The following is a 14971-nucleotide window of genomic DNA, read 5'->3' on the forward strand; positions in this document are numbered from 1 at the left end:
TGATCACGATTTGGGGTCGACGGGCTGACGCCTCCTGATCAGCACCCCCGACCGCGAGCTGCTCGCATCCAGGTCCGCAGGCGGGTCCAGGCGTGTGGGCAGTCTCCCGGGGATGGATCATCTGGGTGTAGCGGTGGTGACCCGGCCCGGCGGCCGACACTTCGGTGTTCCACACCCGGTAGACCATGTGCCCGATGGCCACGGCGCTGAGGACCGCCAGCAGAACTCCACCGTTAGCTTCACCCTCAGAAGATCATCGAGGAGGCGCCGAGCGTACTGCTCGATGAGAAGACGCGGGCGGCCATGGGGGCGGCGGTTGAGGCGGCGCGGTCGTGTGGGCGACGAGAGCGACGCCACGCCCGCACTCCTCATCAGTCTGCGCCTCCCTGGGCGCGGGCCGATCGTTGTTGGCGTCGGCGACCTCCAACCGCAATCGACCCTCATAGCGTGGGGAGGTCCGCGAGGTCACTCGCCGCTGCTCGGGAAGCACAGCCGTTTCCTATAGGTTCGATCACATCCCGTTGGAGGACGGGCCCAGACCTACGCGTGAGGGAGCTCGCATGGCCTCCATCCACCGCACCACCATGACGCCCACCAAGCTGGAGCTGCTCACCTGCTGGCTGCCGAAGCAGAGCTGGTACGTGGGCGACGCAGAAACGCCGGAACTGGTTAAGGCCGGTGGGTTCCGTTTGGACGATCCGGAGGGGGCGGTCGGGATCGAGTTCATGGTCGTGGTGGACGCCACCGCGCAGGAGCCGGTGGCGTATCTGGTGCCGATGGGCTACCGCGGTGCGGCGCTGGAGAACGTTCCCGGCGAGGCGCTGATCGGTACCTCTGAGCATGGGGTGCTCGGCACCCGGTGGATCTACGACGGTGTCCGCGACCCGGTGGTGATGGCGCAGTTGCGCGCCCTCCTGCGTGGCGAGGCGATGCCGCAGCACCAGAGCAGGAGCGACACCCCTGACCCGACCGTCACCGTGCACGGAACTGGCCCTGACGACGGGCTTGACGTTCAGGTCAACCGCGTCCTGCGGTCGGCGGAGGCCACGCAGAGGTCGTCCGGACGCCTAGTCGCCGGGTGGACCTGGCCAGACGGAACGGCTGCACGGGGCGTACTCGCGGCCGTCGCGCCGCGGTAAGAGGTCGCGCGGATACCGCCGGCTCACCGTCCGGTACGAGCGAAAGGGCACTCACTTCCTTGCGTTCCTCGGTCTCGCCGCCGCGCTGACCTGCTACCAGAAGCTCACCAAACTACGGCCGGGCAGCCGCGGACAACTGCGACCACCGGCTGCCCGGCCATGATGCTCGATCCCGTGGGGGCCTGTCCCGGGACCATGGCCCTGGGTCTCAGGGCTTGATCACCGGCGCCTGGAGTTCGGTCACCCAGTCGTTGCGGTTGTCCGGGCATTCAAGGCTGATCTCCCGGGGGTATCCGGCTGACTGGTACCCGTTTTCGTCGATCCAGAAGGCCAGCGCCTGGGCCGTGGGCAGCACGGTGTCCATCGAGCCGCGGTGCACGATGGTCGCCGCCTGGTCGACGGGCGGCAGGTCGAGCACCCGGAAGGCGCCGTCCTGGAGCGGGGCTGCGACCTGGACGGCGGCGTGGATGCTGATCCTGCCACCGCCTTCCGGGGCGTCCTCGTAATAGGCGACACCGGGCCCCGCAGGCGTTACCCCGGCCGTGTCCAGGCGCCGGAACAGCTCGTCGTAGAGCGGCCCGATGACCGGGCCGATGTCCTCGGGCTCGTAGCTCGTGGCGGTTGCGGTCAGCTCCGCCACCCGGATCGCCAGGATGTTCTTGAGGACGACGTCGTTCGTGGGCATGTGCCCCTCGCTCTCGATCGACCGGAGCCTCGCCTCGACCTGGACCAGCCGCGCCGCCGTGGCGGCCATTGCGATCTCCAACTCGGCTCGCCGCAGCCGCAGCATGGCGCGCAGTTCTTCGGTGGTGACCTTCTCGTCCAGGATCTGCTGGACCTGCTGGAGGGTCAGGCCGAGGTCTTTCAGCGCGATGACGCGGTTGAGGCGGGCCAGCTGGGCAGCCGAGTAGTACCGGTAGCCGGTGGCGGGGTCGACGTGGGCCGGGCGTAGCAGTCCAGTGGCGTCGTAGTGACGCAGCATGCGGACCGACACGCGGCCGTGCCGGGCGAAGTCTCCGATGGTGAACATGATGTCTCCGAGTTCAGCGCCTGACACGGTGTGAGGGTCAACAAGCCACTTCCCGCCCGGCACGCGACAGCCACGCTGACGGTAACTCAAGCGCCCGCACCCGTTCGGCATCCCGGGGTACGCCACGGAAACACCTGGGCACCCAGGCGAAAAGACCTTACGGTGCCTACCATCTGCCGGAATGCACAAAGGGCGTCTACGCAGTCACGACGCCCAGCTACTTCGAATCCTGGGATTGGCCCTGGCCACGCATGACGAAGGGACACCTCATCGATGCGCATCCTCCTGATCGGGCCGCCCGGAGCCGGCAAGGGCACGCAGGCGGTGCGCATTGCCGCGCATCTGTCGATCCAGCACATCTCTTCCGGTGACCTGTTCCGCGAGCACATCGACCAGGGCACCGAGCTCGGGCAGAGCGCCCACACGCACATGCGCGCCGGCCTTCTGATACCGGACGAGGTCACGATCGAGGTGATCAAAGAGCGCCTTGCCCGCCCGGACACCGAGCGCGGATTCCTGCTGGACGGCTTCCCCCGCAATCTTGCCCAGGCGGAGGCGCTGGACGGCATCCTGGCCGACTCGGAGTCGAGGCTGGATGCCGTGCTCGACCTGGAGATTCCCGAGGCCGAGGTGGTCAGGCGGATCGCTGGACGACGGCTGTGCCGTCGGGATCGCGAACACATCTTCCACGTCGACTACAGCTCGCCTGAAGTGGCAGGAGCCTGCGACGTCTGCGGCGGTGAGCTGTACCAGCGCGATGACGACCGCGAGGCAACTGTTCGTACGCGACTGGAGGTCTACCGCAGCGAGACGACGCCGGTCGTCGACCACTACCAGGCCCCGGGTCTGGTGACCACAATCTCGGCTCTCGGCCAGGTCCAGGAGGTCCTGGACCGCGCGCTGATCGCGATCGGCCATGGCCAGGTCGATGCCTCCGGCGCGTCGGGCTGTTGACCCCTCCGCTGGGAAGGTGCGGGGCTGCCGTCCCTGGATTCCGCTCCAGAGCCGCAGTCCAACGCATGCTGATCGCACGGGAGTCGGGTCTGGCGGGCTGAAAAGCCACCCTGCCGACACCCTCGCGGCACCCCGGCGGCACCCCGGCGGCACCCGGGCGACGACCGGTCCGCATCCGAGCCGCACAGGGTCCGCACAGGCGCGGACGCGGGCGGCTTCGGGCATTTCCGCAGGTGAGACCCGCGCCCTGGACGCTTCGTAAGGTTAGGCTAACCTACCTTGGAACCTGTCCTTTGGGCGATCCGCCCTGTGCGAAAGCAGTCACCACCATGTTCAACGCCCGTTCCGCCCACCCCACCCGCCGCGGCATCCTGGCCGCGGGCGGCGCCCTCGGCCTCGGCGCTGTCCTCGCGGCCTGCGGCGATGACGACGCGCAAAGCGGTGGTTCTGCGGACTCGACGGAGTCCGCCAAGTCCGGCCCCTGGAGCTTCAAGGACGACCGCGGCGAGACCGTCAAGACTGACAAGGTCCCGGCGAACATCGTCGCGTTCACCGGCGTCGCCGCCGCGCTCCACGACTACGGCATCGCCGTCAAGGGCGTCTTCGGCCCCACCGAGACCAAGGACGGCAAGGCCGACGTACAGGCCGGCGACCTCGACATCAGCAAGGTGACCATTCTCGGCAACGAGTTCGGCCAGTTCAACGTCGAGAAGTACGCCACCCTGGCGCCCGACGTGCTGATCACCACGATGTTCGACGACGCGGGCACGCTCTGGTACGTCCCCGAGGAGTCCAAGGACAAGATCGCCGCCCTCGCCCCGAGCGTCGGCATCTCCGTCTACGACCGCCGGCTGACCGAGCCGCTGCAGCGCATGATGGAGCTCGCCGAGTCGCTGGGCGCCGACGTGAAGGCCGACAAGGTCACCGCCGCCAAGAAGCGCTTCGAGGACGCCTCCGCCAAGGTACGCGCCGCCGTCAAGGCCAACCCGGGCATCAGGGTGCTGGCCGGCTCCGCGAGCCAGGACATCTTCTACGTCTCCACCTCGAACCTCTCCATCGACCTGGAGTACTTCAAGGCGCTCGGCGTGAACTTCGTCGAGCCCCCCGCCGACGTACTGAAGGCCAGCGGCGGCTGGTTCGAGAACCTGAGCTGGGAGAACGTCGACAAGTACCCCGCGGATCTCATCCTGATGGACAACCGCACCTCGGCCATCCAGCCCGCCGACATCACCGAGGGCACATGGAAGCAGCTGCCCGCCGTGAAGGCCGGTCAGGTCATCGCACGTGACCCGGAGCCGATCCTGTCCTACGACAAGTGCGCGCCCATCCTCGAGAACCTCGCCACGGCCATCGAGAAGGCCAAGAAGGTCGCCTGACCCGCCTGACCCGTCGGCGTTGCCGAACAAAGCCCGCCCCCTGACGAGAACTCAGGAGCACGCATGACGACGGCCGTAGCCGCCCCGTACCGTATCTTCTCCCTCCAGGTCGTACGGACGAGGCGGCTCAGCCCGTCTCTCGTCCGCGTCACCTTCGCGGGCGGCGACCTGCGCGCCTTCGCCTCCGACGGCCTGGACCAGAGCCTCTCGCTCTTCCTGCCGCACCCGGGACAGGAGAAGCCCGTCCTGCCGTTGGAGTACGGCGAGGGCTGGCGGGAGGCATACCTCGGCATCCCCGACGACGTACGGGCGGTGATGCGCTCGTACACGCTGCGGGCGCTGCGCCGCGACGCGCAGGGGCTGACCACCGAGATCGACATCGACTTCGTGCTGCACGGCACGGAGCCCGGGGCCGCCACCCCGGCGGGCCCGGCCTCCCGCTGGGCCGCCGACGCCAAGGCCGGTGACCGTGTCGCCCTGATCGGCCCGGCGGTCGCCGACAACGGGGCGATACGTTTCCGTCCGCCCGCCGACACCGATCTGGTCCTCATGTGGGCGGACGAGACGGCCCTGCCCGCCGCCGCGGCCATCCTGGAGTCGCTGCCGGCCGGGACCAGAGCCCGCGTCTGGCTGGAGGTCCCGCACGCGGGCGACCGTCTGGAGCTGAGCACCGACGCGGACGCCGAGATCACCTGGCTCGTACGCGACGAAGGTTCCCCCATGGCTCTCGACGCGATCCGCTCCGCCCAACTCCCGCCCGCACAAAGCCCGTACGCCTGGATCTCGGGCGAGGCCGGCTGTGTGAAGGAGCTGCGCCGCCATCTCGTGCGCGAGCGGGAGATCGACCGCCGGCGGGTCAGGTTCGTCGGCTACTGGCGGCTCGGGCTGACCGAGGACCAGCGGCTCGAGCAAGGAGAGTGACCCAGGGAGGGTGATCCAAGGAGAGTGATCCATCCCTCACGGACAGCCACCAAACGTCGCCATACGTGCAACTAAAGGGACATGAGGGACGAGCGAGAGCCAAGAAGTTAGGTTAGCCTTACCTAAACCACACGCTCTCAGGAACACCGCGCCCCACACCCTCTCTGTCCCCGGAGGAACCCCCCATGCGCTCGCACCTGCTCAATGACACGACCGCGGAGCGGTACCGCAGCTCCGTGACCGAAGGAATCGAGCGGGTGGCGGCCAAACTCGCCACCACCGACCGTCCGTTCACCGGCGTCACGGTCGACGCCCTCGCGCCGCGCATCGACAAGGTCGACCTCGACCGGCCGCTGCTCGACACCACAGCGGCCCTGGACGAGCTCGAAGAGCTCTACCTGCGCGACGCGATCTACTTCCACCACCCGCGCTATCTCGCGCACCTCAACTGCCCGGTCGTGATCCCCGCCGTCGTCGGCGAGGCGGTCCTCTCCGCCGTCAACTCCTCGCTGGACACCTGGGACCAGTCGGCCGGCGGCACCCTCATCGAGCGCCGGCTCATCGACTGGACCACCGAGCGCATCGGCCTCGGCCCGGCCGCCGACGGCGTGTTCACGTCCGGCGGCACCCAGTCCAACCTCCAGGCGCTGCTCCTGGCGCGAGAAGAGGCCAAGACCGACTCGTACGCCAAACTGCGCGTCTTCGCCTCCGAGGTGAGCCACTTCAGCGTCAAGAAGTCGGCGAAACTCCTCGGGCTCAGCCAGGACTCCGTGGTCTCCATACCCGTCGGCCACGACAAGCGCCTGCAGACCGTCGCGCTCGCCCACGAGCTGGAGCGCTGCCGCCGCGACGGGCTGATCCCGATGGCCGTCGTCGCCACCGCGGGCACCACCGACTTCGGCTCCATCGACCCGCTGCCCGAGATCGCCGAACTGTGCGACCAGTTCGGCGCCTGGCTGCACGTCGACGCGGCGTACGGCTGCGGGTTGCTCACCTCCCTGAAGAACCGCCACCTCATCGACGGCATCGAGCGCGCCGACTCCGTCACCGTCGACTACCACAAGTCCTTCTTCCAGCCGGTGAGTTCATCCGCCGTGCTGGTCCGGGACGCGGCCACGCTGCGGCATGCCACGTACCACGCGGAGTACCTCAACCCCCGCCGCATGGTGCAGGAGCGCATCCCCAACCAGGTCGACAAGTCCCTGCAGACCACCCGCCGCTTCGACGCGCTCAAGCTGTGGATGACGCTGCGCGTGATGGGCGCCGACGGCATCGGCGAGCTCTTCGACGAGGTCTGCGAACTCGCCGCCGAGGGCTGGGAGTTGCTCGCCGCCGACCCGCGCTTCGACGTGGTCGTCGCGCCGTCGCTGTCCACCCTCGTCTTCCGCTACATCCCGGCATCCGTCACCGACCCGGCCGAGATCGACCGCGCCAACCTGTACGCCCGCAAGGCCCTGTTCGCCTCCGGTGACGCGGTCGTCGCGGGCACCAAGGTCGCCGGCCGCCACTACCTGAAGTTCACCCTGCTCAACCCCGAGACCACGACGGACGACATCGCCGCCGTACTCGACCTGATCGCCGGCCACGCCGAGCAGTACCTGGGAGAGTCCCTTGACCGCGCTTCCTGAATCCGCGCTTCCTGAATCCGCGCTTCCCGAATCCCCCGCGAAGACCCACGACTTCATCGGGATCGGCCTCGGCCCCTTCAACCTCGGCCTCGCCTGCCTCACCGAGCCGATCACCGAACTCGACGGCGTCTTCCTGGAGTCCAAGCCGGACTTCGAGTGGCACTCCGGGATGTTCCTGGAGGGCGCACATCTCCAGACGCCGTTCATGTCGGACCTGGTCACCCTGGCCGACCCGACGTCCCCGTACTCCTTCCTCAACTACCTGAAGTCCTCAGGGCGGTTGTACACGTTCTACATCCGCGAGAACTTCTATCCGCTGCGCGTCGAGTACGACGACTACTGCCGCTGGGCCGCCGGGCAGCTCTCCAGCATCCGTTTCAACACGACGGTCACCGAGGTCACGTACGCCGATGACGTCTACGTCGTACGGACGCAGGCCGGCGAGATCTACCGCGCCCGCCACCTCGTGCTCGGCACCGGAACGCCGCCGTACATACCGGAGGCCTGTCAGGGCCTCGGCGGGGACTTCATCCACAACTCCCGCTACCAGCAGCACAAGCAGGAGCTCCAGGCGAAGAAGTCCATCACCCTGGTCGGCAGCGGTCAGTCCGCCGCGGAGATCTACTACGACTTGCTGAGCGAGATCGACGTCCACGGCTACCGGCTGAACTGGGTCACGCGCTCGCCCCGCTTCTTCCCGCTCGAGTACACCAAGCTCACGCTGGAGATGACCTCCCCGGAGTACATCGACTACTTCCACGCGCTGCCCGAGCGGACCCGCTACCGGCTCCAGTCGGAGCAGAAGGGCCTGTTCAAGGGCATCGACGGTGAGCTGATCAACGAGATCTTCGATCTGCTCTACCAGAAGAACCTCGGCGGCCCGGTTCCCACCCGGCTGCTCACCAACTCCTCCCTGAGCAGGGCGAGTTACGAGAACGGCACGTACACCCTCGGCCTGCGTCAGGAGGAGCAGGAGAAGGACTACGAGCTGCACTCCGAGGGCCTGGTCCTGGCGACCGGCTACAAGTACGCGGAACCGGAGTTCCTGAAGCCCGTACGCGACCGGATCCTCTACGACGAGCACGGCAACCACGACGTGGCCCGCAACTACGCCATCGACACCACCGGGCGCGGCATCTTCCTCCAGAACGCGGGCGTCCACACGCACTCGATCACGTCACCGGACCTCGGCATGGGCGCGTACCGCAACGCGTACATCATCCGCGAGTTGCTCGGCAGCGAGTACTACCCCGTCGAGAAGACCATCGCCTTCCAGGAGTTCGCCGTATGAGCACTGCGATTCTCGGGGCGCTCTCGCTGCGCCCCCTCGACCCGCTCTCCGACGCCGAGCTGCTGCACTCCTGGGTGACCCATCCCAAGGCGGCCTACTGGCTGATGCAGGGCGCCCGGCTCCAGGACGTGGAGCGCGAGTACATGCGGATCGCCGCCCATGAGCACCACGACGCGTTCATCGGGCTGCACGACGGCGAGCCGGCGTTCCTGATGGAGCGCTACGACCCGCGGTACGTCGAACTCGTCGGCCTGTACGAGCCCGAGCCCGGCGACGTCGGCATGCACTTCCTGGTGGCGCCGACGGACACGCCCGTGCACGGCTTCACCCGGGCCGTGATCACCGCGGTGATGGAGTCCCTGTTCGCCGACCCGCGCACCCGGCGGATCGTCGTCGAACCGGACGTGAGCAACACGGCCGTGCACGCGCTGAACGAGGCCGTCGGCTTTGTGCCCGTACGCGAGATCCAGAAGCCGGAGAAGCGCGCGCTGCTGTCCTTCTGCACGCGGGCGCACTTCTTTAAAAAGCACAGCCTGGCTTCTCGAGGAGTGGCGATATGACCCTGACCACCGACACCGCAACCGCAACCGGACCGCATCTGTCCGACGCAGTGGCGCACCTGTCGCCGGAGCGCTGGACACGCGCCAACCACCTCCTCATCCGCAAGGCCCTCGCCGAGTTCGCCCACGAGCGGCTGCTCACGCCGGAGGCCACCGACGACGGCTCGTACGTCGTACGCAGCGACGACGGCCTCACCCGCTACCGCTTCACCGCCGCCCGTCGCGCCCTCGACCACTGGCAGGTCGACGCCGAGTCGATCACCCGGCACCGCGACGGCAGTCAACTCCCCCTGCACGCCCTGGAGTTCTTCATCGAGCTGAAGAAGTCCCTCGGCCTCAGCGACGAGGTGCTGCCGGTCTATCTGGAGGAGATCTCCTCCACCCTCTCCGGCACCTGCTACAAGCTCACCAAGCCCCAGCTCACCTCCGCCGAGCTCGCCAGGAGCGGCTTCCAGGAGATCGAGACGGGGATGACCGAGGGCCACCCCTGCTTCGTCGCCAACAACGGGCGGCTCGGCTTCGGGGTCCACGAGTACCTCTCGTACGCCCCTGAGACCGCGAGCCCCGTACGGCTGATCTGGCTGGCGGCGCACCGCTCGCGAGCGGCGTTCACGGCGGGCGTCGGCATCGACTACGAGTCGCTGCTGCGGTCCGAGCTCGGGGACGAGACGCTGAAGCGGTTCTCCGTCACCTTGACCGAAAAGGGTCTCGACCCGGACGACTACCTCCTCATTCCCGTCCACCCATGGCAGTGGTGGAACAAACTCTCCGTGACCTTCGCGGCCGAGGTCGCCCAGCAGCACCTGGTGTGCCTGGGTGAGGGTGACGACGAGTATCTGGCCCAGCAGTCGATCCGGACGTTCTTCAACAAGAGCGCCCCCGAGAAGCACTATGTGAAGACCGCTCTGTCGGTCATCAACATGGGCTTCATGCGCGGCCTCTCCGCCGCGTACATGGAGGCGACGCCGGCCATCAACGACTGGCTGGCCCAACTCGTGCAGAACGACCCGGTGTTGAAGTCCACCGGCCTGTCGGTCATCCGCGAGCGCGCGGCCGTCGGCTACCGGCACCTGGAGTACGAGGCGGCCACCGACCGCTACTCCCCGTACCGCAAGATGCTCGCCGCCCTGTGGCGCGAAAGCCCGGTCCCCTCCCTCCAGGAGGGCGAGCAACTGGCCACCATGGCCTCCCTCGTCCATGTGGACCATGACGGCGCGTCCATCGCGGCGGCGCTGATCGAGCGCTCGGGCCTCACGCCCGTGGAGTGGCTGCGGCGCTATCTGCACGCGTACCTCACGCCGCTGCTGCACAGCTTCTACGCGTACGACCTGGTGTTCATGCCGCACGGCGAGAACGTCATCCTCGTCCTCAAGGACGGCGTCGTACAGCGCGTGATCTACAAGGACATCGCCGAGGAGATCGCGGTGATGGACCCGGACGCGGTGCTGCCGCCGGTGGTCGAGCGGATCCGCGTCGAGGTGCCCGAGGACAAGAAGCTGCTGTCGATCCTCACGGACGTCTTCGACTGCTTCTTCCGCTTCCTGGCCGCGAACCTCGCCGACGAGGGCGTCATCGAGGAGACCGACTTCTGGCGGACGGTCGCCGACTGCGTACGCGACTATCAGGCAGCCGCGCCCGAACTGGCCGACAAGTTCCGGCAGTACGACATGTTCGCGCCGGACTTCGCGCTGTCCTGCCTCAACCGGCTCCAGCTGCGCAACAACAAGCAGATGGTCGACCTCGCCGACCCGGCGGGCGCGCTCCAGCTCGTCGGCAATCTGAAGAACCCCATAGCCGGGCTGTAGCAGCAGCCCCACAAGCAGGCGGGCGCCCTCAAGTACGGTCCCAGGGGGCGCTCGTCGTCATGTCCGCTCGGGACCAGCTCTCGGGGACCCGATGACAGAATTACCGTATGGCGGAAATCATCCAGAAGGACGGTACTTGGACCTTCGACGGCGATGCCCTGCACCTGACACCGGGGCGCGACAAGAGCGTGAGCCTGTTGCGCAAGACCCTGGGTGAACTCACCGTCCCGCTAGGTGCGTTGGCGGGGATCTCCTTCGAACAGGGCAAGAAGTCCGGGCGGTTGAAACTCCGGCTGCGGGAGGGCGCGGACCCGTTGCTGCAGGCGACCGGCGGCAAGCTCGCCGAGCCGAACGATCCGTACCAGCTCGCCGTCGACTCCGACCGCTACGGCGTCGCCGAGTACTTCGTGGACGAGATCCGCAACGCGCTGCTGCTGGACCAGGTTCCGGCCACCGCCGTCGACCGCTATCTGGTGCAGGGTCCGTCCGTGCCGCTGTCGGTGTCCGCCGGGGACGGCACCGCGAGCTTCGACGGGGAGCGCGTACGGCTGGAGTGGAACTGGAAGACGGAGGAGGCCAAGGCGGCGTCCGGCCCTCGCACGCTCTACTTCGCGGACATCCAGTCCGTGGAGTGGCACCCCGCGATCGGCCTGGAGAACGGCTGCCTGCGCTTCACCGTCCGAGGCGCCCCGACCAAGGCCCCGCCGAAGTACGACCCCAACTCCATCGAGCTGTGGGGCTTCAAGAAGGACCCGCTGATGGCGCTGATCGCGGCGGCGGTGCAGGCCCGCCTCCCGCACCCGTCGGCGTCCGTCGAGGACCGGGTGCCCACAGCGTCGAACGCCCCCGCCCAGGACGCCGAGCCGCCCGCCGAGCCCGATCACGACGCGCTACTGCGCCGCCTGCGCGAACTCGGCGAACTGCACAAGTCGGGCGTCCTCACGGACGAGGAGTTCACACTGGCCAAGCAGGCCATCCTGAAGCACCTCTGAGCCAGATACCGCGCCCCTAAGGAGGCCGCAGGCCTCATAGGGGCGCGGGGCTGTGACATATGCGGCTCCGCCGCGATGGGGGTCCCCCCGCTCGAGCGAAGCCGAGAGTGGGGGAGCGACCAGCCCCAACGAACCCGCAGCTTCGAACCGCCCTCCCAGCGGAGCGCTTTCGCGGCCAGCGCAGATCCTTTGAGACGGTTCCGCCACACTCCTGCCCGATTTCGGGCAGATTTCTTGCGATCACTCGCCCCATCATTCAGGATCATCGAGTGCACGACGAACTCGTTGATCACCTGACGCGCTCCACCGCCCTGAGTCGGGGCGAGGCACTGCGGGTGATACAGGACGTGCTCGCCTACTTCGACGAGACGACGGAGGACTTCGTCCGTCGCCGCCATCGCGAGCTCCAGGTTCAGGGCCTGGTGAACGCGGCGATCTTCGAACGGATCGCGGCGGACCTGAAGTACCGCGCGGTCGCACCGCCCGAGCTCACGCTCAGGCAGCTGCGCCGCATCGTTTACGGCTAGATCATCTACGGCTAGGGGCCTTCTGTATGTGTGGAATCGTCGGTTACATCGGCAAGCGTGACGTGGCGCCGCTGCTCCTCGAAGGCCTGCAGCGCCTGGAGTACCGCGGCTACGACTCCGCCGGCATCGTCGTGACCAGCCCGAGGACGGCCGGCCTCAAGATGGTCAAGGCCAAGGGCCGGGTCCGCGACCTGGAGGCCAAGGTGCCCGCCCGCTTCAAGGGCACCACCGGCATCGCCCACACCCGCTGGGCCACCCACGGCGCCCCCTCCGACGTCAACGCGCACCCGCACCTGGACGCCGAGGGCAAGGTCGCCGTCGTCCACAACGGCATCATCGACAACGCCTCCGACCTGCGCAGGAAGCTGGAGGCCGACGGAGTCGAGTTCCTCTCCGAGACCGACACCGAGGTCCTCACCCACCTCATCGCCCGCTCGCAGGCCGTGAAGCTCGAGGACAAGGTCCGCGACACACTGCGCGTCATCGAGGGCACGTACGGCATCGCCGTGATGCACGCCGACTTCCCCGACCGCATCGTGGTGGCTCGCAACGGCTCCCCGGTCGTCCTCGGCATCGGCGAGAAGGAGATGTTCGTCGCCTCGGACATCGCAGCCCTGGTCGCCCACACCCGGCAGATCGTCACCCTCGACGACGGTGAGATGGCCACACTGAAGGCCGACGACTTCCGTACGTACACCACCGAGGGCACCCGCACGACGACCGAGCCGACCACCGTGGAGTGGGAGGCCGCCTCGTACGACATGGGCGGCCACGACACGTACATGCACAAGGAGATCTCCGAGCAGGCCGACGCCGTGGACCGGTGCCTGCGCGGCCGCATCGACGACCGGTTCTCCACCGTGCACCTGGGCGGCCTGAACCTGGACGCCCGCGAGGCGCGCAAGATCCGCCGCGTGAAGATCCTCGGCTGCGGCACCTCGTACCACGCGGGCATGATCGGCGCCCAGATGATCGAGGAGCTGGCCCGTATCCCCGCGGACGCCGAGCCGGCCTCCGAGTTCCGCTACCGCAACGCGGTCGTCGACCCCGACACGCTGTACATCGCGGTCTCGCAGTCCGGTGAGACGTACGACGTACTGGCCGCCGTGCAGGAGCTGAAGCGCAAGGGCGCGCGCGTCCTGGGCGTGGTGAACGTGGTGGGCAGCGCCATCGCCCGCGAGGCGGACGGCGGCATCTATGTCCACGCGGGCCCCGAGGTCTGCGTCGTCTCGACCAAGTGCTTCACGAACACCACGGTCGCCTTCGCGCTGCTCGCGCTGCACCTGGGCCGCACCCGCGACCTGTCGGTCCGCGACGGCAAGCGGATCATCGAGGGCCTGCGCAGGCTGCCCGCGCAGATCTCGGAGATCCTTCAGCAGGAGGGCGAGATCGAGAAGCTGGCGGCGGAGTACGCCGAGGCCCGCTCGATGCTCTTCATCGGCCGTGTACGGGGCTACCCGGTCGCCCGCGAGGCCTCGCTGAAGCTCAAGGAGGTCTCGTACATCCACGCCGAGGCCTACCCCGCCTCCGAGCTCAAGCACGGCCCCCTCGCCCTGATCGAGCCCGCCCTGCCGACGGTCGCGATCGTGCCGGACGACGATCTGCTGGAGAAGAACCGCGCCGCCCTGGAGGAGATCAAGGCCCGCAGCGGCAAGATCCTCGCGGTGGCGCACCAGGAGCAGGAGAAGGCCGACAGGACGATCCTCGTCCCGAAGAACGAGGACGAGCTGGACCCGATCCTGATGGGCATCCCCCTCCAACTCCTCGCCTACCACACGGCGTTGGCCCTGGGCCGGGACATCGACAAGCCGCGGAACCTCGCGAAGTCGGTGACGGTGGAGTAGTCCGCGAACCCACGCGAACGGTCCCCTGTGTGTGCCACCAGCACACAGGGGACCGTTCTTTGCGGGAGCCGACGTCGCCCATTACGCCGGCTCGTGGCTGCCTCAGCCGGGAGCCGTCATCCTCCGGCCGGCAGCGCGTCGTGGGAGTGCGGTGGGCCAGTGGGCCAGGAACGCCGTCGCGGTGTACCAGGACACGGCGCCGCCCGCCACGGCGAACCAGCCGCCGACCTTACCGAGCGCTTCGCTGTCCGCGAAGCTCGAGATGGCGAGAAGCACCAGCGCGACGAAGAACAGCCCGTAGGCGCCCTGTGTGAGCGGTCCGCGGGCCGCCGCCCCGAGGGTGAGGCTCAGCGCGACGAGAGCGAACAGCAGGAAGAAGAGCCCTGCGGCGTTGTCCGACAGCGCGCTGCCTGCGGTGACCCCCCAGTCGCCCGCCATCGCACCCCAGGCGAACCACAGGGCCCCGAACCCCGTGAAGGCCGTGCCCGTGACGATGTCACGGTCGCGGAACGCGAACAGACCCGCGATGAAGAGCGCGATGCCGCCGACGTAGGTGGCCAGGCCCACGGCGTCGGCCGCCGTCACACCGTCGATCACTTCGGTGTGACCGAGGCCGAAGAACAGCAGGGTGATGCCGAGGGCGAGATGACCGAGGGTGGTGATGGTGCTTCCCGCAGTGACGTCGTTGTTCACGGCGGGGCTCCTTTCATACAGGTGCGCTTGCGCGATGCCCTATGCCGGAACCGTGTCGGTCCGACGACCGGTTTGTACCCTTCACAAAGACACAAACACCTCTACGCACGAGTAGGTTTATGCCGCGTCAGAAGCAGCCCGACACCCCGCCGCGCCGCGCCTCACCTGGGGCAACGGGAACAAGGGGACGCGCCAGGGAATGACAATGACC

The 14971-nt window shown here is 68.0% G+C and carries 13 protein-coding genes; 11 read left to right on the plus strand and 2 right to left on the minus strand.

Annotated features, from left to right (window positions below; all coding sequences use genetic code 11):
* Positions 1-560 precede the first annotated feature (560 nt).
* Positions 561-1139 (plus strand): maltokinase N-terminal cap-like domain-containing protein, encoded by a 579-nt coding sequence (locus tag IEZ21_RS02235; RefSeq protein ID WP_189320170.1) that lies wholly within the window; start codon positions 561-563, stop codon positions 1137-1139.
* A gap of 208 nt (positions 1140-1347) precedes the next feature.
* Here the strand turns inward: IEZ21_RS02235 and IEZ21_RS02245 are convergent, their stop codons facing one another.
* Positions 1348-2169 (minus strand): MerR family transcriptional regulator, encoded by an 822-nt coding sequence (locus IEZ21_RS02245; protein ID WP_189320171.1) that lies wholly within the window; start codon positions 2167-2169, stop codon positions 1348-1350.
* A gap of 273 nt (positions 2170-2442) precedes the next feature.
* Between IEZ21_RS02245 and IEZ21_RS02250 the strand changes: the two genes are divergently transcribed.
* From IEZ21_RS02250 to glmS, 10 genes are all read left to right on the plus strand, one after another.
* Positions 2443-3123: an adenylate kinase gene (locus IEZ21_RS02250; RefSeq protein ID WP_189320172.1), complete on the plus strand. Its 681-nt coding sequence runs from the start codon at positions 2443-2445 to the stop codon at positions 3121-3123.
* A 329-nt stretch (positions 3124-3452) separates the two neighbouring features.
* Positions 3453-4499, plus strand: coding sequence for an ABC transporter substrate-binding protein (locus IEZ21_RS02255; protein ID WP_189320173.1), 1047 nt, complete (start codon positions 3453-3455; stop codon positions 4497-4499).
* A 63-nt stretch (positions 4500-4562) separates the two neighbouring features.
* On the plus strand, positions 4563-5420 hold the full coding sequence (locus IEZ21_RS02260; RefSeq protein ID WP_189320174.1) for a siderophore-interacting protein: 858 nt from the start codon (positions 4563-4565) through the stop codon (positions 5418-5420).
* 185 nt (positions 5421-5605) lie between these two features.
* Positions 5606-7048 carry a lysine decarboxylase DesA gene (gene desA / locus IEZ21_RS02265; protein WP_189320175.1) on the plus strand — a complete coding sequence of 481 codons (1443 nt, stop codon included), beginning with the start codon at positions 5606-5608 and terminating at the stop codon, positions 7046-7048.
* Complete coding sequence (locus IEZ21_RS02270) at positions 7032-8339, plus strand: lysine N(6)-hydroxylase/L-ornithine N(5)-oxygenase family protein (protein WP_373302152.1); 1308 nt, start codon at positions 7032-7034, stop codon at positions 8337-8339. Before desA ends, IEZ21_RS02270 begins: the two co-directional genes overlap by 17 nt.
* The gene (locus tag IEZ21_RS02275) at positions 8336-8899 is read left to right on the plus strand and encodes a GNAT family N-acetyltransferase (protein ID WP_189320176.1); all 564 of its coding nucleotides are present in this window, start codon (positions 8336-8338) and stop codon (positions 8897-8899) included. Before IEZ21_RS02270 ends, IEZ21_RS02275 begins: the two co-directional genes overlap by 4 nt.
* Positions 8896-10704, plus strand: a complete 1809-nt coding sequence (locus tag IEZ21_RS02280; RefSeq protein WP_189320177.1) for an IucA/IucC family protein — start codon at positions 8896-8898, stop codon at positions 10702-10704. The genes IEZ21_RS02275 and IEZ21_RS02280 overlap by 4 nt, the downstream gene beginning before the upstream one ends.
* Positions 10705-10811: 107 nt before the next feature.
* The gene (locus tag IEZ21_RS02285; RefSeq protein ID WP_189320178.1) at positions 10812-11696 is read left to right on the plus strand and encodes a DUF4429 domain-containing protein; all 885 of its coding nucleotides are present in this window, start codon (positions 10812-10814) and stop codon (positions 11694-11696) included.
* Positions 11697-11965: 269 nt separating this feature from the next.
* The gene (locus IEZ21_RS02290; RefSeq protein WP_189320179.1) at positions 11966-12223 is read left to right on the plus strand and encodes a hypothetical protein; all 258 of its coding nucleotides are present in this window, start codon (positions 11966-11968) and stop codon (positions 12221-12223) included.
* A 26-nt stretch (positions 12224-12249) separates the two neighbouring features.
* Positions 12250-14067, plus strand: a complete 1818-nt coding sequence (gene glmS, locus IEZ21_RS02295) for a glutamine--fructose-6-phosphate transaminase (isomerizing) (RefSeq protein WP_189320180.1) — start codon at positions 12250-12252, stop codon at positions 14065-14067.
* Positions 14068-14169: 102 nt separating this feature from the next.
* On the opposite strand, the gene IEZ21_RS02300 is transcribed toward glmS, so the two are convergent.
* Entirely contained in the window at positions 14170-14760 is a 591-nt protein-coding gene (locus IEZ21_RS02300) for a GPR1/FUN34/YaaH family transporter (protein ID WP_189320181.1), read from the minus strand.
* Positions 14761-14971 lie beyond the last annotated feature (211 nt).

It is taken from the genome of Streptomyces flaveus (assembly GCF_014647675.1).
Classification (GTDB): domain Bacteria; phylum Actinomycetota; class Actinomycetes; order Streptomycetales; family Streptomycetaceae; genus Streptomyces; species Streptomyces flaveus.